The 22365-nt window shown below is 46.2% G+C and carries 12 protein-coding genes and 1 tRNA gene; 8 read left to right on the plus strand and 5 right to left on the minus strand.

Annotated elements, in window-relative coordinates; genetic code table 11:
- Positions 1-193 precede the first annotated feature (193 nt).
- Together HPS53_RS12730 and rpsA are read left to right on the plus strand one after the other, a co-directional pair.
- Entirely contained in the window at positions 194-4639 is a 4446-nt protein-coding gene (locus HPS53_RS12730; RefSeq protein ID WP_216651853.1) for a translocation/assembly module TamB domain-containing protein, read from the plus strand.
- 159 nt (positions 4640-4798) lie between these two features.
- Positions 4799-6574 (plus strand): 30S ribosomal protein S1, encoded by a 1776-nt coding sequence (gene rpsA, locus HPS53_RS00310; protein ID WP_104368913.1) that lies wholly within the window; start codon positions 4799-4801, stop codon positions 6572-6574.
- A gap of 257 nt (positions 6575-6831) precedes the next feature.
- On the opposite strand, the gene HPS53_RS00315 is transcribed toward rpsA, so the two are convergent.
- Entirely contained in the window at positions 6832-7515 is a 684-nt protein-coding gene (locus HPS53_RS00315; RefSeq protein ID WP_172203749.1) for an RNA polymerase sigma factor RpoD/SigA, read from the minus strand.
- A 449-nt stretch (positions 7516-7964) separates the two neighbouring features.
- On the opposite strand from HPS53_RS00315, the gene HPS53_RS00325 reads away from it, so the two are divergent.
- The 6 genes from HPS53_RS00325 (at position 7965) to HPS53_RS00350 (ending at position 15612) form a co-directional block, all read left to right on the plus strand.
- Positions 7965-9053 (plus strand): UDP-N-acetyl glucosamine 2-epimerase, encoded by a 1089-nt coding sequence (locus HPS53_RS00325; protein ID WP_172203753.1) that lies wholly within the window; start codon positions 7965-7967, stop codon positions 9051-9053.
- Positions 9054-9120: 67 nt separating this feature from the next.
- Positions 9121-11532, plus strand: coding sequence for a glycoside hydrolase family 2 TIM barrel-domain containing protein (locus HPS53_RS00330; RefSeq protein ID WP_172203755.1), 2412 nt, complete (start codon positions 9121-9123; stop codon positions 11530-11532).
- 156 nt (positions 11533-11688) lie between these two features.
- The gene (locus HPS53_RS00335; RefSeq protein ID WP_172203757.1) at positions 11689-13107 is read left to right on the plus strand and encodes an undecaprenyl-phosphate glucose phosphotransferase; all 1419 of its coding nucleotides are present in this window, start codon (positions 11689-11691) and stop codon (positions 13105-13107) included.
- Positions 13108-13331: 224 nt separating this feature from the next.
- Positions 13332-13406, plus strand: a tRNA-Arg gene (locus HPS53_RS00340).
- A 383-nt stretch (positions 13407-13789) separates the two neighbouring features.
- On the plus strand, positions 13790-15013 hold the full coding sequence (gene pepT / locus HPS53_RS00345) for a peptidase T (RefSeq protein ID WP_172203759.1): 1224 nt from the start codon (positions 13790-13792) through the stop codon (positions 15011-15013).
- A 395-nt stretch (positions 15014-15408) separates the two neighbouring features.
- Complete coding sequence (locus tag HPS53_RS00350; RefSeq protein WP_172203761.1) at positions 15409-15612, plus strand: hypothetical protein; 204 nt, start codon at positions 15409-15411, stop codon at positions 15610-15612.
- A gap of 452 nt (positions 15613-16064) precedes the next feature.
- Here the strand turns inward: HPS53_RS00350 and HPS53_RS00355 are convergent, their stop codons facing one another.
- The 4 genes from HPS53_RS00355 to HPS53_RS00370 form a co-directional block, all read right to left on the minus strand.
- On the minus strand, positions 16065-16652 hold the full coding sequence (locus HPS53_RS00355; protein ID WP_216651854.1) for a FecR domain-containing protein: 588 nt from the start codon (positions 16650-16652) through the stop codon (positions 16065-16067).
- Positions 16624-17031: a sigma factor gene (locus HPS53_RS00360; protein WP_172203765.1), complete on the minus strand. Its 408-nt coding sequence runs from the start codon at positions 17029-17031 to the stop codon at positions 16624-16626. Before HPS53_RS00360 ends, HPS53_RS00355 begins: the two co-directional genes overlap by 29 nt.
- Before the next feature lie 35 nt (positions 17032-17066).
- On the minus strand, positions 17067-19322 hold the full coding sequence (locus tag HPS53_RS00365; RefSeq protein WP_172203767.1) for a cation:proton antiporter: 2256 nt from the start codon (positions 19320-19322) through the stop codon (positions 17067-17069).
- A gap of 83 nt (positions 19323-19405) precedes the next feature.
- Positions 19406-22288 carry a putative LPS assembly protein LptD gene (locus tag HPS53_RS00370; protein ID WP_216651861.1) on the minus strand — a complete coding sequence of 961 codons (2883 nt, stop codon included), beginning with the start codon at positions 22286-22288 and terminating at the stop codon, positions 19406-19408.
- Positions 22289-22365 lie beyond the last annotated feature (77 nt).

Below are 22365 nucleotides of genomic sequence, written 5' to 3' on the forward strand. Positions count from 1 at the left end.
TCTGGTTTCAAATGGTTTTGTTGCAAAATTATACAAAAAAGCATATTGAATAAAAGAAAAAAACTATTAAAATTCCATGAAGACAAGTTTTTAGTGTAATTTTGTACCTGAAAATACGATTTTAGAATGAATTGTAATCTCAATTTTACGATTTAACAGGTATAAACGTACAATATTTTCATAAGAATTGAAAGTGTTAAAGCATATAATCAGCATCTTTATATGGACCGCAATCGGCCTGTATCTGCTTTTGGTCATATTGCTCCACATACCTTACATACAAAAAAATCTCGGCTCACAGGTCGCCTCTGCCATATCGCACAAACTTGACGCAAAAGTGAGCATCGGCAGAGTGGATTTTGGATTTTTGAACAGATTTATCATCGATGATGTCATAATATACGACAGAAAAGGCAAAGAGATGATAAAAGCCGCAAGAATTTCCGCAAGGATAGAACTTATACCGCTAACGGAGGGAAAAGTATTAATATCGTCGGCACAGATATTCAGCTCGCATTTTTCCCTATACCGTGAAACGGAAAATGCGAAACCAAACTTTCAATTCGTATTAGACGCACTCGCATCGAAAGACACCACATCGCACACCCCTTTGGATTTAAGGATAAACACTTTCATAATACAAAGAGGCAACATAAAGTATGACAGATATGACAAGCCACATACGAGTGGCATGATAAACCCGAACCATCTTGACATAAGGAATATCAGCGCACATATATCCTTGAAAGCATTGAAAGAAGACTCTGTAAACATCGCTATAAAGAAACTTGCCTTCAATGAACAGTCCGGATTTAAACTCAACAAGCTGTCCCTTAAAATGGAAGGCAACAGAAAAAAATGCAAACTTAAAGAGTTTAACCTCAAATTACCCGGTACCGAGTTCACAATCGACAGCATTAAAGCGAGCTATGAGTTCAAGGGAGACAGCATCTGGCTGCCTACAATCAAATTTGCCGGAGAAATTAAAAAATCAACCGTTTCCCCATCAGACTTCGCATGCTTCCTGCCCGCATTAAAATCATTTAACCACAAGCTACACATATCATCCCTATTTAATGGAAGAGATTGCGGCATTGACATTCCCAGACTTACCATAAACTCCGACGACAACAGCCTGGCCCTATCCGCCGGAGGATATATAAAAAAGAACACGGAAGGAGTCGCATGGTATGCAGATATAAAGGAGTCTCGCTGCTCACAGGAAGCCCTGCAGTCATTATTAAACTCCACACGAAACACAAATGAGGATATAAATAGAATTATCTCCAAACTCGGTGATATAAGTTTGTCCGGACGCATAAAGTCCCAAAACAAACAGAACGGAAAAGCACAATGCCAAATCGGAACCGGGGCCGGCAGCTTGAATATTTCAGCCAGTCTGGCAAACGGCCGTTTATTCAACGGAGACGTCAAGGCAAACGGCATTGACCTCAAAGAGATATTTGAAAACGACGAGTTCGGAATAATAACTGCCGACGCGGTATTCGACGGAATAATGAATGACAACAAACCAACTCTTGTAAACACAAAAGGCAACATTTCCGAACTCGACTACAAAGGATACAGATACAGCAACATCACGATTGACGGGCAATATGCCGATAACGGAATACAAGGAGTGTTAAATATAAACGACCCTAACATTGCACTGAACATAGAGGGGGCTGTCAACAACATATCCCAAACACCGGATGTCAACTTAAATGCATCTGTCAGAAACTTTTCTCCACAAGCCGTCAGACTGACAAGGAAATGGGGAGACGCATCTTTTTCTGCCGACATCACCGCACAACTCAAGGGAATAGACATAAAAGATGCGGTAGGAAAAATCAGTATTGATGATTTTATCATGTCCAAGCCTGACGAACAATTCACGATTGGCAGCATCCGTTTGCAATATGGCTACGACAATAGCAACCGCTTTCTTACTGTCAACAGCGATTTCGGAACAGCAGAGATCATCGGCAGATTCGATTACAATACATTGGGAGACAGTTTCAAGCATTTCATAAAAAGCAAACTACCATCCATTCCAGGCATAAGAAATACTAATAAAAAGGCAAGCAATGACTTTCTGTTAAGAGCCGACATAAAAAACACAGACTGGCTCGAGAAACTGTTTTACATACCTTTCAGGCTCTTGGCACCCATGAGTCTGGATGGCGACATAAACGACTTGTCACACGATATTTTCCTTAACTGCCGTATTCCGCATTTTACATACAACGGAAAAGAATACAAAAACGCTTCCGTTTCCATTTCTTCTCCGGATGAAGCACTGCACGGAAATATCAGAATAGCTAAAATAATGGATAATGGCGATGTTTTTGACCTTGATGTTACGGCCGATGCCATCGACGACAGACTTGCCACCTCACTGACATGGAGCAACAACGCAAGAAGAAAGCAAAGCGGAACAATAAATGCCATAACCATGTTTGCACTCGATGATGAGAACAAACCGACGGCCAATATTGCCGTGAAACCGTCACATGCGAATATCAATGATACGATATGGAATATCCCATCTTCAAACATAACATACAGAAACAACAAAATAGAAGTTGACCGTTTCTCTATACAAAACAACAAACAACACATCATCATAGACGGTACGGCATCACGATCGGCGACAGACTCGATTAAAGTAGAACTGAACGATATAGACATTGAGTATATACTCGATCTTGTAAACTTCCACTCTGTCGATTTCAGCGGACGGGCAACAGGCCATGCTTACATATCATCCGCACTGAACGACATGTCCGCAAACGCAAAAATCACAGTGGACAATTTCCTTTTTGAGCATGGCAGAATGGGTATATTGAATGCCTATGTGGACTGGAACAAGAAAGAAAAGCAGATAGACATAAAAGCCGTTGCCAATGACGGACCGACAAAAAGTACTCTGATAAACGGATACGTATCGCCGGAACGAAATTATATAGACCTTGAAATACAGGCAATAGGCACCCGCATAGAGTTCATAAAATCTTTCACAAGCAGTTTTATCAGCGACATCAACGGAGAAGCGAGAGGTGCCGTAAGACTTTACGGGCCGTTAAGCACGATTAATCTTACAGGCATGCTCGTGCTGAACGGAGACGCGACCATCAGCCCGCTAAACTGTAAATACCACCTCAAAGAAGACACGGTCACGCTCATACCCGATGAGATAGAGTTGCGAAATATACCAATATTCGACAAGTATGGCAACAGGGGGGAAATATCCGGAGGCATCCATCACAAACATCTCACACGCTTGTCATACGATCTGTCCGTAAAAGCCGACAATCTGTTGGCTTACGACTTCCAGGATTTCGGCAATGAAACTTTTTACGGGACTGTTTTCGGTACCGGCGAAGTGGACATACACGGAAGAAGCGGCGAGGTACTCATCAACATCAACATAACACCTCAAAAGAACTCACAATTCGTATACAACGTATCGAATCCCGATGCAATTGTCAATCAGGAGTTTATTCAATGGGGCAGCGCAACAGCCGGCAACGACACGATTGCAGCCGAAAGAAAACAGGACGAGGAAAAGGACATACGAAAATTAAGTTCGGACATGCACATAAACTTCCTTATAAACTGTACGCCGGACGCGACAATAAAACTGCTGATGGACAGCAAGACCAATGACTATATAACACTGAACGGCAACGGAGTACTCAGAGCATCGTATTATAACAAGGGTGCTTTCAATATGTTCGGAACATACCGTGTGACAAACGGCACATATGGTATAACGATACAAGACATTATCAAAAAAAGTTTTGTTTTTAACGACGGCGGTACAATACAGTTTGGAGGAAACCCGTTCGATGCCGGCCTCAATCTACAAGCGATACACACAGTCAACGGAGTATCCTTATCCGATCTAAATATAGGAAACAGCTTCTCAAACAACACTGTACGTGTGAACTGCCTTATGAATATAAGCGGAACGCCTGGCGAGCCCCAAATCAGTTTCGACCTTGACGTTCCGACAGTAAGCACAGATGAGAAACAGATGATACGAAGCGTTATCAACAGCGAAGACGAAATGAGCCAGCAAGTACTTTATCTTCTCGGAGTAGGACGGTTCTATCCAAAGGAGAACAATAATGCCGGCTCACAAAAAGAGAACCAAAAAAGCAACACGTCACTGGCTATGCAGGGGTTGTTATCGGGAACGATATCGAGCCATATCAACAGTGTTTTAAACACAGTGATAAACAGCAAGAACTGGAATTTCGGAGCAAACATTTCCACCGGAAACGACGGTTGGGACAACGCCGAATACGAAGGGCTACTCAGCGGAAGACTGCTGAATAACCGCCTGCTCATCAACGGACAGTTCGGTTACAGGGATAACGCAAGCACCGCAAACACCAGTTTCATCGGTGATTTCGATATCCGATACCTTCTTTTCCCCAACGGCAACCTTTCCGTAAATGTATACAACAAGACCAACGACAGATATTTCACCAAGTCAAGCCTCAACACACAAGGTATAGGCATTATCATGAAAAAAGATTTCAGTAACCTGAAAGACCTTTTCGGCATTAACAAGAAGAAAAAGAAGAAAAGTAAACGTCAAAAGGATAAACCATTGATTGATAAAGAATAAAATGTGAGCGACCGTGCCGATGTTAAATATTCATAAAAAGCAAAATAATTGAGTATCCGACAAGCACTACTATAATTAAAATAAGTACCTTTGCAGCCGATTTTTAATTATTAACATAAAGTCAAACTTTATTAATTAAACAAACATTTATTAATTATTATGTCAGATTTAACCAAAAACATTCAGCCGTTATCAGACTTCAACTGGGACGAGTTTGAGAATGGCTCACATGTAAATGTCAGCAAAGAAGAGCTTGACAAGGCTTACAACGAGACCTTGAACAAGGTAAGTGAGCATCAGGTTGTCGAGGGAACAGTTATTTCCGCAGACAAAAAAGAAGTTATCGTAAACATCGGTTACAAGAGTGACGGTATCATTCCGGCAAGCGAGTTCCGCTACAATCCCGATTTGAAAATCGGCGACAAGGTAGAAGTTTACGTTGAGAACCAGGAAGACAAGAAAGGTCAACTGATCCTTTCTCACAAGAAAGCCCGCCTCAGCAAGAGCTGGGAGCGTGTCAACGCCGCGCTTGACAATCAGGATATTATCCAAGGTTACATCAAGTGCCGTACCAAAGGTGGCATGATTGTAGACGTATTCGGCATCGAGGCATTCTTGCCCGGCAGCCAGATTGACGTCCATCCTATACGCGACTACGACCAGTTCGTAGGCAAGACAATGGAATTCAAGGTTGTTAAAATCAATCAGGAGTTCCGCAATGTTGTCGTTTCCCACAAAGCTCTCATCGAGGCTGAGTTGGAAGCACAGAAGAAAGAAATCATCTCTAAGCTCGAAAAAGGCCAGATCCTTGAAGGAACAGTCAAGAACATCACTTCTTACGGTGTATTCGTTGACCTCGGAGGTGTTGACGGACTCATCCACATCACTGACCTGTCTTGGGGCCGCGTAGACGATCCTCACAAGGTTGTAGAGCTTGACCAGAAGATCAACGTCGTTATTCTCGACTTCGATGACGAGAAGAAACGCATCGCTCTCGGTCTGAAACAACTTACTCCGCACCCATGGGATGCTCTCGACGCAGAACTGAAAGTCGGTGACCACGTCAACGGTAAGGTTGTGGTAATCGCCGATTACGGTGCATTCGTTGAAATACAGCCCGGTGTTGAGGGTCTGATCCACGTTTCTGAAATGTCTTGGAGCCAGCACCTGCGCTCTGCACAGGAGTTCCTCAAAGTAGGAGACGAGGTTGAGGCTGTAATCCTTACACTCGACCGCGACGAGCGCAAGATGAGCCTTGGCATCAAACAGCTTAAAGAAGATCCGTGGGAAGCAATCGAGGTTAAATATCCTGTTGAAAGCAAGCATACAGCAAAAGTTCGCAATTTCACAAACTTTGGTGTATTCGTTGAGCTTGAAGAGGGTGTTGACGGCCTTATCCACATCAGCGACCTGTCTTGGACCAAGAAGGTTAAGCATCCGTCAGAGTTCACACAGGTTGGTACAACAATAGATGTTGTCGTTCTTGACATTGACAAGGACAACCGCCGTCTGAGCCTCGGCCACAAGCAGCTCGAAGAGAATCCATGGAACGTATTTGAGGCTGAATATACAGTAGGTAGCATACATCAGGGCAAAATAACCGAACTCCTTGAGAAAGGTGCCGTTATCTCTCTCGAAAAAGGCGTTGAAGGATTTGCCACTCCGAAGCATCTCGTTAAGGAAGACGGCACACAGGCAGCTCTGAACGAGGAACTTCCGTTCAAGGTTATCGAGTTCAATAAGGACAGCAAGCGCATCATCCTTTCTCACAGCCGCACATTCGAGGATGTACAGCGTGAGGAGCGCAAGGCAGCCAAGAAGCCGCGCGCAAAGAAAGAAGACTCAGTGAAGATTGACAATCAGCCTGCAGCTACAACACTCGGCGATATTGATATCCTCGCACAGTTGAAAGAGAAAATGGAAAAAGGTGAATAATCACCATTCTATAGATGATAAATAAAAAAATCGGATCCGGTAGTTATTCCTACCGGATCCGATTTTTTTATTATGCACTCGACATCAAATATATCATTACCGAAAAAAGTGGCAGTCCCCAAAAAATATAGGCACTATTCTTTTGTCTACAAAAAAACAGTGCCTGATATACCTGAATGCCGCTTATTTGTTGCAGCCAAATATCATATAAATACCGATATTGCCATATTATGATTGATGATAATGTCCCGGACAAATCAACGCAAGATGTTACGATGCTTTGAGATCTTACGCAAAGCCTTGTCACGGATCTGACGCACACGCTCCCGCTTAAGCCCCATCTCCATTCCAATCTCGGCAAATGTAAGTTTCTCACGGCCTATTCCGAAAAACATCATTACGACCATCCGTTCACGATCACTAAGTTCTTTCATCGCCTCACTCACGGCCTCATTGAAAGATTGATCGCCGAGCATTCCGTCTGCCGACGGTGAGTCTGGATTTTCAAGAACACTGAGCAGGCTCACATTGGCTCTTCCGCCAAGCGGGGCATCGGCAGACAAGGCCCTGCTACGTTTCCGTTCCAAAGGCGTACGCTCATCCGATGGAACATTATACAGGCCAGTCTGCAAAGCAATGGCCTGCTCCATAGCCTTTCTCACAAATGGAGAGGCATAAGAAACGAATCTGCTTCCACGCCCGGCCTCGAACCTCTTGGCAGCACGCATAAGGGCTATGTTTCCCTCTGCCACGAGATCTGACAGGTCGATTCCCCTTCCCTGATATTTCGATGCCATGGACACGACAAAACGCAAATTGGCCGTCACCAATTTCTCAACAGCCTTGCTGTCACCGGCACATATCCTTTCTGCCAAAGCGGCCTCTTGTTCCTCTGTCAATACAGAGGTCTTTTTTATTTCTTCCAAATACTTATCCAACATAGCTTTCCTTATTTACACGTTATTTTATATATCCGCAAAAATACAAATAATAATCCGATTACACAACACTTTCAAATTTATTAAGGTACAGGAAAAAAAATCTGGCACACAACACAGACATACCACATAAACAGCTGTCCATACAGTATTAATACATCTCAAGATATTGTTTCAACTTCATATAAACAACATCAATATAAAATACAACTTACACTGATCGCCATATAACTGAAAATTATCCGGCCAGAGGTTTTTTATTTCCAAAACAATCGGAAAACGGAAAGATACTTGCTGTATATCAGCTACCGACACTCAAAACCAAGCTGTCATTCCAATCGACTTTTAATGTTCCCAAACCAAATGCCCTAACAATTTTCTTTGCCAATTCATCAAAACTGAGTATATTTGCATTTAGATTTGTTCTTTTACAAAAAATATAAACATTATCCATGCTCAATATTTGTATTTTCGCGGGTGCACGCCCGAACTTCATAAAGGTGGCTCCCATAATCAGAGCCATAAAAAAAGCGGAAAGTGAAAAAGCCGGAATAGCCCATACACTCGTATATGCCGGAACAGAGAGCGACGCCACACTCGAACAATCTCTTTTTGAAGATTTGCAGATAGCCCGTCCTGATGTCTATTTAGGTGTAGACAGCATTAACCTGAACGAGATTACCGGACGTGTCATGGGTGAATTCGAGCGTTATCTCGATTCAAACACCACCGATGCGGTTATCGTTGTCGACGACCTCGCCTCTACTATGGCTGCCGCCATCGTAACCAAAAAACGCGGAATAAGACTTGCTCACCTTGTGGCCGGCACACGCTCTTTTGACATAAACATGCCGAAAGAAATAAATCGTCTGGTAATAGACTCCCTGAGCGATCTACTGTTCACGGCAGGCGAAGGAGCAAACACTATTGCGGCACGCGAAGGAGCAGACATATCGAATATATATATGGTTGGCAACATACTTATGGACACCCTCAAGGCAAGTCGCGACAGACTGCGCAGACCGGCCATATTCGATGATTTTAGACTGGAAGACAAGCGCTATATAGTGTTCACTCTCAACCGCAGAGCATTGCTTGCCGACACAGAAAATATGCGTGCCATGGTCGACGCAATGCTCGTTGCCGCCAATGGAGTGCCCGTGGTGGCTCCTCTTAGAGGTGCCGCACGGGATGCAGTGTCAGCTATATATTCAGACACAGACGGCCTGCTGATAACAGAACCGTTGCCATATCTTGAATTCGGCTATCTGGCAGCACACTCCATGGGAGTCATCACCGACTCAGGAAATGTTGCGGAAGAAGCCACCTTCAACGGCGTGCCATGCGCTACACTGAACAGCTACACGGAGCATATCGAGACAGTAAAATACGGTTCGAGCGTGCTCGTGGGAGAGGATGCCCATAAGTTGGGAAACGCCGTGACAGACATGGTTGCCGGTAAATGGAAAAAATGCTCGCTCCCCGACAGGTGGGACGGACGAACGGCAGAGCGAATCGTAAGAATCATAGCAGCATTATAGTATATACCCGGCATTACGGCAATAAGAATTATAACTACCCTGTTTACAAAATAACTAACTACTGAATATGAAAAGAATAGCATCGTTACTTTTGGTCGTACTGGCAATCATTCCTGCCGCGGCCCAAGAAAAAGCACGTATAGTGCAAAGTCTTAATTTCGGATGGCGATTCCATTCAGGAGACGTGACAAACGGTGAAAACGTGAAGTTTGACGACAGCGCATGGCAGACAGTGAACGTTCCTCACGATTTCCAGATATCACAACCGTGGATAGCTCCTGAAAAAGGCGAGAAAGCCGACAACAGCGATGCGGCAAGCAACGTCAAGAGCCGACTGAGTTCACGCGGATTCAAGGAAATGGGCATCGGATGGTATCGCAAGACCGTCACTCCCGACGCGTCATGGCGCGGAAAACGTGTAGTGATAGACTTCGAGGGCATTATGCTTGTTGGAGACGTATATTTGAACGGACGACGCATAGGTGGCACGGAATACGGTTATCTCGGATTTGAAGCCGACATATCAAAACTGTTGAAATACGGTGAGGAGAATGTGATCGCCGTGAAGGCAGACACACGCAAGCCGGAAAACTCCCGCTGGTATACCGGAGGAGGACTGTATCGCGATGTAACACTCGTGATTACCGACCCGCAGCAGTATTTCACACGCCACTCCCTATATATCACCACACCGGAAGTAAGCTCAGCGGAAGCTTCGGTAAACATACAGGCGGAGATTGCCTGCTATCTGAAAACAAAGGATTTGCGGATAAACACCCAAATCATTGACCAGGACAATAACATAGTGTATAATGAGACAAAAGACATACCGTTCAACCGCGGCCAGAAAATCAACGAGCACAGGATAGACAGTGTCACACTCGAAAACCCGAAACTATGGAGTTGCGAGACGCCGCACCTATACAAAGCCATACTCACATTATACAGACCTGACGGCACTGTAGCTGACAGAACATCGGAAACTTTCGGTATACGCAAAATCGAGTATTCACCGGCATTCGGTTTTAAACTGAACGGAAAGAAAGTGGTTTTCAAGGGAATAGCCAATCACCACACTCTCGGAGCACTTGGTGCCGCCGCATACCCGAAAGCCATGGAGAAAAGAATACGGCTGTTAAAGCAGTTCGGCTTCAACCATGTGCGCACATCCCACAATCCATACAGCAAGTCGTTCCTAGACCTTTGCGATAAATATGGAATGCTTGTGGTAGACGAACTATACGACAAGTGGCTGACACAGTTTGCAGGCGGCCGCACGGAGTGGCTCAACCTGTGGCAACACGACATTCCTGAATTTATCCGCCGCGACCGGAACCATCCGTCGGTGGTGATGTGGAGTCTCGGAAACGAATTGCAGACATACTGGTCGCTGCCGTTTGCCGACTGGGGAGTGACACCCTTCCGCATGCAGCGCGAACTGTTACGACGCTACGACAAGACACGCCCAGTCACTGTAGCCATGCACCCACGCGGACGCAACCAGAAGACCGACTCGCTGCCGGCACCGCTTGTGCACGAGACGGATATCGCATCATACAATTACAGATACATGTATTTCCCTGGCGACGGGCGACGTTTTCCAAACCTGATTTTCTACCAAAGCGAAGCCAACACCGCCATGATGGGTCCGAACTACTATGAGATGGATCTCGACAAAGTGGTGGGTCTGGCATACTGGGGCATGATAGACTATCTCGGTGAGTCCAACGGATGGCCGGCAAAAGGCTGGTCGCAGGGAATATTTGACATATCGCTCGAACCTAAACCAATAGCCTACTTCCTCAAGAGTATCTTTGTTCCGGAAGAACCTGTGGTACATATCGGCATAATAGACAGTGACGACAATACAGTGTGGAACGATGTGAAGGTTGGTACGCAACGCATGTCAGACCACTGGAACAGGAAAGCCGGCAGCTCGATGTCACTTTATACATACACCAATGCCGACGAGGTGGAACTGTTGGTAAACGGCAAGAGTATCGGAACAAAGCAGAACACAAAGAATCCAAAGAACAGGAACAAAATAAAATGGGATAACGTAAAATACGAAGCCGGCAACATAGAAGCTGTAGCCAAAACGGGAGGTAAGGTTGTTGCACGCCATAAAATAGAGACAACCTCAGAGGCCGTAACGCTGAAAGCAGCATCGGACAATCCCGAATGGAAAGCCGACGGAATGGACCTCCAACACATCCGCATTGAAGCGGTAGACAAAAAAGGCCGCCGAGTGAAAGGAGCCTCAAGCAAGGTGACATTCACTGTTGACGGCCCGGCCGAGCTCGCAGGAGTAATCAACGGAGACATAACAAGCGAGGAACTGACCGTAGGCAACACAAGAAGACTGTACAACGGAACCGCGACCGCCATATTACGCTCGACCGGAGCTGCAGGCAAAGTGACACTGACGGCTACAGCCGACGGACTGAGACCGGTAAAATTGATATTGAAAACCAACTGACACCGACAGTAATCCACAAAAGCGGAGTGTGAATATATCAATAATATCATACTCCGCTTTTTTGTTGAATATAATTCCAACATATTTTAAGTCAGCATATTTGGTTATTTCATGTTTAAATAATAACTTTGCAAACGACACAATTAAATCCTTAAAATGGGCCGAAATACGAAAACAAACAAGTTTATAAAGAATATTGTAATATTGGGTGACTTTATCATTCTCAATATTCTATTCCTGATTTGCCATTATGTGTATGGCGGATGTATATACAACAACGACATTGACCCTATAAGATCGTTATTCATTGTCAACATGGCAATGGCTGTGGCCCAGTATTTCTTCTCAACCATTGTGCATTTAAGACGCTCTGCTCCCGAACAGGTTCTCCGTCAGGTCACATTATTGGTGCTTGCACAAGGTATCGTTGAGTACTTCATTGCTGAAGTTGTATATCTCTATAACGGATATACGTTACCTAACATCATGCTCATCATACGTTTCACGTTCATACTGTACTGCGGAATAATATTGTCCCGTTATGTCGAGAGGTGGGTGATAAAGCATTACAGACGCTCGGGGCGCAATATTCGTAAAGTGCTGTTCATCGGATCCGACGAATCCGTATTGTCTATATATTCCTATCTCGTGGATGACCCGTCGATGGGTTACCGCATAGTTGGATATTATTCGGACAAAACAATAGAGAATTGTCCTGACAGGCTAAATCATATAGGAACCACAAAAGATCTGGACACCATCATAACATCAAAAACCTCCAAACCCATCGCAGACGACATTTATTGCTGCCTGCCTGTCGAAGACAATGAAAAGATAAGAAAAGTGATGCGCTATTGCAATAGCAACGTGGCACATTTCTATTATATTCCGGTCATTTCGCAAGTGTTTGGAGGTACATTCAGATTAGAATCTGTAGGTGAGACGATGGTTTTCGCAAATCATCTCGAGCCACTTATGAAGCCTATGAACAAGTTTATAAAACGGCTTTTCGACATTGTAATGTCGTTGATTGTCCTGTTCTTTGTGGCTCTTTTGATTCCATTTGTTGCACTGATAATAAAAATCCAAAGTCCCGGACCTGTATTTTTCAGCCAGGTACGCACAGGATTAAACGGCCATAACTTCAATTGTTACAAGTTCCGCTCCATGCATGTCAACAAAGACGCGGATCTTGTCCAGGCTACTGAAAATGATCCAAGAAAGTTTGCTTTCGGAAATTTCATGCGTAAATCCAACATCGACGAGCTGCCGCAGTTTTTCAATGTGCTTATCGGTAATATGAGCATAGTAGGCCCCCGCCCCCACATGCTTCATCACACAAAGGTATACAGAGAGCTTATAGACACATACATGATACGCCATTTCGTAAAGCCCGGCATCACAGGATGGGCACAAGTAACAGGTTTCAGAGGCGAAACAAAGGAACTTTGGCAGATGAAAGGTCGCGTAAAGCGTGATATATGGTACATTGAGAATTGGACTATATGGCTTGATTTGCGAATAATATGGAAGACAGCAAAACAAATGATCGTGCATGACAAAAAGGCATATTAAGTACGTATCTCGGTGAAAAGCGTGTGCATATATCTATACAGTCTCCATAAACACACGGATTCAGATGGCCGTCATTAAATATGTAATCAAATCCAACTATTTATTTCATCGGATGTTGCCAGGTTGAAACTTCATTTATTTCATGGGATAGTGATTAATGCAAAATAACAATGAATATATTTTGATATCTCATAAATATTTTATACCTTTGCACCCGATTTAAGGGTTCCGTAGCTCAGTTGGATTAGAGCAACGCCCTTCTAAGGCGTGGGTCTAGGGTTCGAATCCCTACGGAATCACGGAAAGAGACACAGTTTTTGTGTCTCTTTTTCTTTTGGCTATCAAATAGTTATAGAATTATTAATTATATGGTATCACCTAAACATTCTGACTGCTGACTGATATTTTAAACCCCGTTTTGCACTGTTTTACATCATTATATGATACTTTTGTGATACCAATTTGTGATACTAAAAGAAACGTCATACTTAATATTCGATGACAGAATTGTGTTTGACAGAAAGAAAAGAGACCAAAGCACGCATATCACCATGCCGACATCACCGTATCGGACAGACCACAACGAACGATTATCAAGGCCATAAATTGTTTTTAACGCACAAACAGCCTGTTTCTCATTATTTATATGTAAATTTGTGGCAAACATTTGTTTATAATTAATATGGACATTACCGAAAGATTCTTAAACTACACTAAGTTCGACACGCAGTCGGCAGAAGACAGCACGAGCGTGCCAAGTACATCGAAACAACTTGTTTTTGCCGAGTATCTAAAAAAAGAACTCGAAAACGAAGGGCTTGACGATGTCGAACTCGACGACAAAGGCTATATATATGCCACCCTTAAATCAAACATAAAGGGCAAAGTGCCTACAATAGGATTTATCAGCCACTACGACACAAGCCCCGATTGCAGCGGCGCAGACATAAAACCAAGAATAGTCAAAGACTACGACGGAGGCGACATCATGCTCTCGGAAGGCATAATCTCATCGCCGAATAAATTTCCCGAACTGCTCGCACACGTTGGAGAAGACCTTATCGTGACCGACGGGCACACATTGCTCGGCGCTGACGACAAGGCCGGTATGGCTGAGATTATACAGGCCATGTGCTATCTCAGAGACCACAAGGAAATAAAGCACGGCGACATCCGGGTCGCATTCAATCCTGATGAGGAGATTGGCATGGGTGCCCACCATTTCGATGTGGAGAAGTTCGGCTGTGAATGGGCATATACCATGGACGGTGGAGACATTGGAGACCTCGAATTCGAAAATTTCAATGCCGCATCGGCAAAAGTGAGCATAAAGGGCGTAAGCGTGCATCCCGGCTACGCCAAGGGCAAAATGATAAACGCCAACATGCTCGCCGCAGAGTTTGCGGCCATGCTTCCGGCCGACGAGACCCCTGAAACAACCGAGGGCTACCAGGGATTCTATCATCTGCTGGGCATCAAGAGCAACATTGAGAGTGCCACGATGTCATATATCATACGTGACCACGACCGCCGGAAATTCGAGGCCCGCAAGGATTTCATAATGGAATGCGTGGAGAAAATCAACGGAAAATACGGCGAAGGCACGGCAACGGCTGAGGTGAAAGACCAGTATTACAACATGAAGGAGAAGATAGATCCCAGCATGCACGTGATAGATCTTGTACTGAAAGCCATGCAGGAATGCGGAGTGGCTCCGAAAGTAGAACCGATAAGGGGCGGAACAGACGGTGCCCAGCTGTCATTCAAAGGTCTGCCATGCCCCAACATCTTTGCCGGAGGTGTCAACTTCCACGGTCCTTACGAGTTCGTGAGCATACAGTCCATGGAAAAAGCCATGGAGGTAATAGTCAAAATATGCGAGCTTACGGCCGGATATAACGACTGATTATGTACACGAGCATGTGAGTTCTGACTTAATATAACGACAGATTACGCATCAGGCTTAATATCACCGAACTAAAACGAGCGTGCGGAAAACCATTTCCACACGCCCGTTGTTTTTTATCTTGACTTGAACTGAAAAAAGTTGACACTTTTGAGAGCAAAACTCAGAAGAGCCAATGAAAACCAATGTAAAGAAGAAGTTAGTCTCCTATAGAAGCCCCCCAGACGGGACACTGGGGACGACAAGAGATAGAGCAGACTACATATCGCCACGATGATCAGGAAAAGATTTCCATCGTAAATGACTTTCTCCATGAGTGCCGTGATGCACAGGCGATTGTTGATAAATATCACATCAGTAGCGTCATGACCTTATATTCGTGGATGGGAAGGGTAATGACTCAGACAGAAACGTTATCGTTGCAAGAACAAACCGAGGAAGATATGGCCGGGAAAAGCAAAGATGACCAGATCCGGGAACTCAAGGCACAGCTCAAGCAGGCACATAAGGAAGCCGAACTTGAGAAACTTCGTGCCCATGCCTACGACACGATGATCAATCTTGCCGAGGAGACTTTCAACATTACCATAAGAAAATAAAAAATCTGGAGCCAAACAGCAAGTCTGCTCCGTGAAGAGTCTCCGGAGCCTGCGCTGAAGACTCTACGCGGACTGTTTCGTTACAGCAGACAGTCATTCTATAACAGAATGGATGACAACGAATTTGTGGAAAACGCCATAGAGCCGTTGATTGTAGAGAAGGCTGAGGATTACCGCCAAGACAATCCCGGACTTGGATGCGCAAAGCTGTATCTGATTATCCGACGGATGTTTGGGTCGACGGGGTGTATGCCAGGACGTGACGCATTCATCGAACCGCTTCGTAAGAAAGGTCTCATGGTGCAGATAAAACGTCGTCGTCATTATAAAGCCACGGACACAAACCATCACTACCGCAAGTATGACAATCCCATAAAGGAGATAGTACCTGTACGTCCCAACGAGATATGGGGCAGTGATATAACATACGTCGAGACCGATGAGAGTGTATGTTACATGTCGTTGATTACAGATGCGTACTCACATAAGATCGTAGGCTGGGCAATCGGCCCGACACTCGAGACAATATATCCGTTGCAGGCACCGGGAGTGAGCACAAGACTTCCGACATGCGCAGCCGATGACATGCGTACACGCCACTCGGCAAGCACAAGTGCGGCGTCTGACGGTGAATAGGCACATGCAGAGAATGACGTGCCGAGAACGGACACGGAATAGTAATCGGTAGTGACGATGAACGGATGACAGCTGTCTTTCGCCACATCGAAATAGGCCTCACAGCTGAGCCGCACCTCGCGCCGTGCGCCGATAAAGCGGTTTGGAAATTCAAGGACACTCTCACCATTGAGCCACACACGGGTGCCGTCGGCCAGAGTAACATCCGCACACTCACCACGCGGGGTCTTCATAGCCATCATCATATAGTCTGCAGAAGACGGCAAGGCTTTCATGAACGACACGCTGTTGCCTTTCACCTCGTACTTATCGCCGTCGGCATCTGTCAGCTCCATGCTTCCGGTATTCTCTTCGTGCCTGATGACCTCAGCATACCTATGCCCATCGTTGCGGTTTCCGAGCACCAACACAAAGGCAAGGACACACGCCGCCACGGCCACCGCCGACCATATAAAGTATGAGGACAGCCCCGTACGCCGCTTTTTCGCCCGTACCGCTCATCACGGCATGCATACTGCCCCACTCCTCACCGTCATCAGACTCCAAGGTGTCGAGGACTCCGGCGGCCACCGTGTTGCCGACTGTTTTAATGCGCCTGAGTTCTGACAAGGCCTTGTTACGCACGCAAGTATATAGATAGCAGCGGGCTTTCAATGCGTCTATACATCTGCGGTTGCTCCATACGGAAGCGAATCCATCGCTCACCGTGTCGCGGCATAAATCGTCTTCATCGAGCATCCGGCGCGCAAAGAAATAGCACCGCAAATACTCTTCACGGAACATCGTCTCAAATTCCTTTGCCCCAGTGTGTCCATCGCCTATGCTTCAGTCAACTCATTGAGCGATATCTCCTCACCGACAACCCATATTATGTCGCCCTTTCCAAACCTATATCCCGGCTCTATCTGCGAGAGAGTCTCCTCGCCTTCCTCCAATCCGACTACCATACAGTTATACTTGTCGCGTATGCCGCTTTCCCCGAGGGTCTTGCCTACAAACGGGCTTTTCCCGGTTATCACCATCTGGCGCAGCTTCATCTCACGTTTCTCAAATTCAAGGTCATCTCCATATACCTCGTCTTGAAGCGCACGGTTCATGCTCGTGAGCTGGTCGTCACTACCTACGACACGTATCCTGTCGGCAGGAAAAATGACAGCATCTCCCGCCGGGATGTTCAAACGTCTGTTGGCCCGCAGTATGCTGCTGACATGGACACCATATTTGTTTCTCAATCCCAGTTCACTCAGGGTCTTGCCTGCCCACAGCGAGTCGGCCGGCACGTCAAGGTCTACCATGTGGATATCTCTGTCGAGCAGATGACCTTCGTACAAAGGACGCTTACGGCCGTGCACCTGAGCCTCTATGTCGCGCGAACGCAGGTTATTCACAAACATGCGTTCCAGCTTAATGCTGCTGTGCTTCAACCGTCTCGACAGTACCATCACGATGACAAGCGCCACCGCTATGCTCACAATCAATGCCCCGGTGAAACGGCTCAGGTAGTTTATCACATAGAAAATAAAAGAGCACGCTATCACAATTCGCACGATGACAGTGAATATGAGCGGCAGGTGATTAAGCCTGCTGTCGCTCCACAGAGCCTTGAACTCACCGCTCCTGTTCTTCTTCATTATCATGGCACGCAGAAACGGTGATATGACAAGGATGGTGAGAGCGCCGCAAACGAAATCAACCGTATGGTGCCAGTCGGTAAACATGTGTCGGACGAACGGCAGGAACAACGTGAGCATGATGAATATCATCGCAAAAGACAATATAGAATATATCACGGTGTTCACCGTCAGTTGAGTCAACAGCGACTTCCACTTGTTCTTTGATGCCGAGGCCGACGGGTGACTGAGCGTTATGTGGTTCAGCGCCACTATGACCTTTGACGGCAACCGCCTCTCCATGACCGAATACCACGGACCGGCGGCACGCATCATATATGGCGTAAGGAAAGTGGTAATCACCGATACGGCCACAACCACAGGATAAAGGAAGTCGCTGATCACTCCGAGCGACAGACCGAGAGAGGCTATTATGAAAGCGAACTCACCAATCTGAGCCATCGAGAAACCGCACTTGATTGCCGTTTTTAGCGGCTGTCCTCCGAGAAGATAACCGAACGATCCGAAAACGGCCTGACCTATAAGTATCGTCATCACGATAGCAACCACCGGCAGGGCGTAATCCACAAGTATTCTCGGTTCCACAAGCATTCCCACCGACACGAAAAAGACTGCTCCGAAGAGATTTTTCACCGGCTCGACAAGTTTTATTATCTTGTCTGCCTCAACAGTCTCGGCAAGTATGCTGCCCATGACAAACGCTCCGAAAGCGCTGCTGAAACCCACCTGAGTGGAGACAACTGCCATCAAACAGCACAAGCCGAGAGCCACGATGAGCAGCGTTTCATCATTTATAAGCTTACGGACACGACGCAGGAATATAGGAATAAGGAAAATCCCGACCACAAACCAGAGTATAAGGAAGAAACCGATACTTATCACACTGCGTAGCATCTGACCTCCGTCGGGACTGCTTCCGCCTGCAACAGCCGCCAGCATGACCATCATTACGATTGCAAGCACGTCTTCAAGTATGAGAACACTCATCACAAGACCGGCAAAATGCTGCTGTCTCAGACCGAGGTCATCGAACGCTTTGTATATAATGGTGGTTGAACTCATGGCCAGCATACCGCCAAGAAAGATGCAATCCATCTGCCGCCATCCGAAAAGATTGCCCACGGTGATACCCATCATCATCATACAGAAGATGATGGTGCAGGCCGCTATCACGGGAGCTGCACCCATTTTAAGTATCTTCTTGAAGGAAAAATCAAGCCCGAGCGAGAATAAAAGAAAGATGACACCTATGTCGGCCCAGGTCTTTACATCCGCACTATCCACCACAGACATGATATACGGCATGTGAGGACTTACCAGAAAGCCTGCCACAATGTAGCCAAGCACCAACGGTTGCCGTAATTTCTTGAAAATAAGTGTCACTGTTCCCGCCACTATGAGAATAAGAGCGAGATCTTTTACTAACGCTGGTAACTCTGCCATGGAATGTATTATATTATTTTATGGATCACCCGACAGGGAAAACAAGTATGCTTGGATGCCCGGAACGCATACGGATACAGTCTTTAATACCACCGCACGGAATTACTGTAACTGCTGCGTTTGTCGTATTTCAAGGCATCAGTAAGCGTGGCGGCATTGCAGCGGAACGAGAAGTTGTAACTCGTATATGGCGCAAGCACCACCGAACACGACATGTTGAAACAGTGTAAATCACGGTTCAGTGACGCCGTTGTCATCGAAATCTTCTTGTTCTCAAAGTCATAACCCGACGAGAAACTGATGTTCCACCCGTCACTTATCCGCACATTACCGCTGAAGTTGAGCGTCTGCATGAACGAATAGGGATACCGCATCCTGTCATAGTCGAACTTTCCGCCCGTATCTTCGCGCATGGATATTCCGTAACCGAAACTCAACGACCAGGGCATGCTGAAATCCATATATCCGTCTTCGTCTGTCTCGGCCTTTCCGGCGTTCTCCTTCCGTGCGCCGTTACGAGCCTTTTGCAGTGTCTTGTCCTCGTTGGTCTCACGGTCGAAATAGTCATCCTCATCATCGGTGTCATAATCGCTGCCCGCATCATTCTTGTCCACACGCTCACCACGCAACCATTTGAAGAAGTTTGCCACCTTCTTATTATCCAACGTGTACGATATATTCTGAGACATGCCCTGAAACCGTCCGAACTTTCCCTGACTATACCTCGTGGTACGGTTGCTGACGCGGGGCCGCCCCTTATCGTCCAGTTCATAAGCGTATGTGGCGAAGACGGCATTCATATTGAAAGTATAGCTCTTTGTCAGTTTAAGCCGCAGACGGGTACTCAGATCGCTCCACGGTCTTATGTCGGTAGCCATATTATATGACATGCTTGCTCCTAGCTCATCGATGATGCTGATCTTCTTCACTCCGGTGGAATCCTTGTCGCTTCTTATCTTCATCTCTATGTTGTTGGAGATGTCCATCGATATGCTTCCGGTCTTTCCTCTGCCGGGAACACCATAGAGTCCGTTTGAATATGGCGAATATTCGACTATGGACACATTTCCCTCGGAATCCGTTTTCTGGTATGTGTCGTAATATCCGTAACGTTTGGTGCTGAAATCGGGAGAATAGTTGAAACTCACTTGCGGCGTGAAGACGTGACGGATGGCTATTACTTTGTCACCGAACAACTTTTTCCACGGCACAAACATACCATAGAGCTTTGTCGATGCGCTCACACTCATGCGCCAATCGTAGATATTGTAGAAACCGTCTATGGTGTCGGTCACCTCCCGTTGCCTCGTCTCGTCCCACGAACGCATTATCTTGTTGGTATACATTCGGTCGGTGAAGTTTATCGACGGGTTGATGTTCAGATAGTTGAAGAGCGTGAAGTTACCACTGATCGGTATGTTGTGCTGCATTCCGTTACGCCAGTCGCGTGTCAGTTTCGAGTGTAGCAGCTTGTCTTCTTTCGTTGTTATCGAGTTGCTCAGATGTCCGGTATAGCTCAACGAAATCTTCTCATACCACCGCTGCTTGCCCGCCATCTTCTTCCTTTTAAATGGATAGAAACGGCTTATGGATATGTTTACATCTGGAAGAGTCAGCGCAATGGTGGAGTCTATCATGTTCTGGTTGAGGTTCATCGTCGTACTGAGCGTCATGCCGATACTCGAAAAAGTGTTGGTCATGCTCACGGATGACGTTCGTGTGCTCTGAGTGTAACTCTGAGGGTTGTACATGCTCGTGAGGTTGTTGCGCTCATAACTGCTCGTGGCGAAGTTCACGCTTGCCGAAAGCGTGCGGAACGGATTGGCTTTCGTGTCCTGACGGTGGCTCCACTGTATCTTGAAACTCGTCTGCTTGGAATAGTCGGGCATGTTCTTCTCACCGTTTATCGTGTTCTGATAGCTGGCAAAGAAACTTCCGCTATACCTGTAACGTTTCCTGTAATTAGACGCTGCCGACAATCCCCACGAGCCCTTGGTGTATATCTCACCTATCAGTTTTAAATCCACCATGTCGTTGATGGCAAAGTAATAACCGCCGTCGCGCAGATAAAAACCACGCTCGGTCTCATCACCGTAAGTCGGCATGATAAGTCCGCTCGAATAACTCTTGGTAAACGGGAAGAATCCATAAGGTATGGCGAGGGGCAACGGCACATCGGCCACAACAAGATATGCAGGCCCGAAAGTGGCATCCTTGCCCGGCCGCACCTTTGCTCTCGACATGGCTATGTAAAAATCCGGATGCGGCTTGTCGCATGTGGTATACCGGCCATGCTGCAAGAACAGTTCGCCGTCAGAGTTACGCTTCGACAGCTCACTTGTCAGATATCCGTCTTCCTGCTGAGTATACACATCGCTTATCAATCCTTTCTTTGTCTTGAAGTTGAAAGCCATGGTATCGCTCTCATACTTGTCACTGCCCATCGAGAACACCGGGGTACCGAACACCGCTCCCGTAGAGTCTTTAGCTCCCGTGGCATGCACCAAGCTGCTGTCCATGTTCATGTATATCCGGTCGCTCTTTAAATCCATGTCCTGATAAAGCACGTGAGAGTCGCCGAACAGGTAGGCTATTCCTGTACCTGCCTCGTATACGACAGAGTCTTCCGCAGAGTACGTCACGGGAGAGTCTATACCGTTCTTTCTCGCCCTGTTAGCGCTGTCAAGCGCCAGCGAATCGTCTATAGCCCTATTGTGATGATATATCGCAAGTTGCAGCGAGTCCATCGTGGTAGTATCCGGTCCGTCATGCAAAGGTGTCACAACGGTGTCCGCCGTCAGCGTGTCCAAGCCCGTACTGTCAACGGCCGCCACTGCCATCACGCTGTCTTTCACGGCTTTTCCGGCTTCCACAATCATGGAATCAGACACGGCCGTGCTCTTCACCTCGTCATTGAAAAGCACTAAAGGTGCCTCCGCCATCACAAATATGAAAGCGAAAAACATCAAAAAAGTCAACGTCTTTTTTCTCACGGGTGCAAAAGTACGTATAAAATAGTTAAAAACGCTCGGCTTTCAAATAT

This window comes from Prevotella sp. PTAC (genome assembly GCF_013166535.1).
In the GTDB taxonomy this organism is placed as follows: Bacteria; Bacteroidota; Bacteroidia; order Bacteroidales; family Bacteroidaceae; genus Prevotella.

Excerpts from the sequence above, each read along its gene's own strand:
- rpsA (WP_104368913.1), top strand. The coding sequence starts at position 4,799 with ATGTCAGATTTAACCAAAAACATTCAGCCGTTATCAGACTTCAACTGG.
- HPS53_RS00315 (WP_172203749.1), bottom strand. The coding sequence starts at position 7,515 with ATGTTGGATAAGTATTTGGAAGAAATAAAAAAGACCTCTGTATTGACA.
- HPS53_RS00325 (WP_172203753.1), top strand. The coding sequence starts at position 7,965 with ATGCTCAATATTTGTATTTTCGCGGGTGCACGCCCGAACTTCATAAAG.
- HPS53_RS00330 (WP_172203755.1), top strand. The coding sequence starts at position 9,121 with ATGAAAAGAATAGCATCGTTACTTTTGGTCGTACTGGCAATCATTCCT.
- HPS53_RS00335 (WP_172203757.1), top strand. The coding sequence starts at position 11,689 with ATGGGCCGAAATACGAAAACAAACAAGTTTATAAAGAATATTGTAATA.
- pepT (WP_172203759.1), top strand. The coding sequence starts at position 13,790 with ATGGACATTACCGAAAGATTCTTAAACTACACTAAGTTCGACACGCAG.
- HPS53_RS00350 (WP_172203761.1), top strand. The coding sequence starts at position 15,409 with ATGACTCAGACAGAAACGTTATCGTTGCAAGAACAAACCGAGGAAGAT.
- HPS53_RS00360 (WP_172203765.1), bottom strand. The coding sequence starts at position 17,031 with ATGTTCCGTGAAGAGTATTTGCGGTGCTATTTCTTTGCGCGCCGGATG.
- HPS53_RS00365 (WP_172203767.1), bottom strand. The coding sequence starts at position 19,322 with ATGGCAGAGTTACCAGCGTTAGTAAAAGATCTCGCTCTTATTCTCATA.
- HPS53_RS00370 (WP_216651861.1), bottom strand. The coding sequence starts at position 22,288 with ATGTTTTTCGCTTTCATATTTGTGATGGCGGAGGCACCTTTAGTGCTT.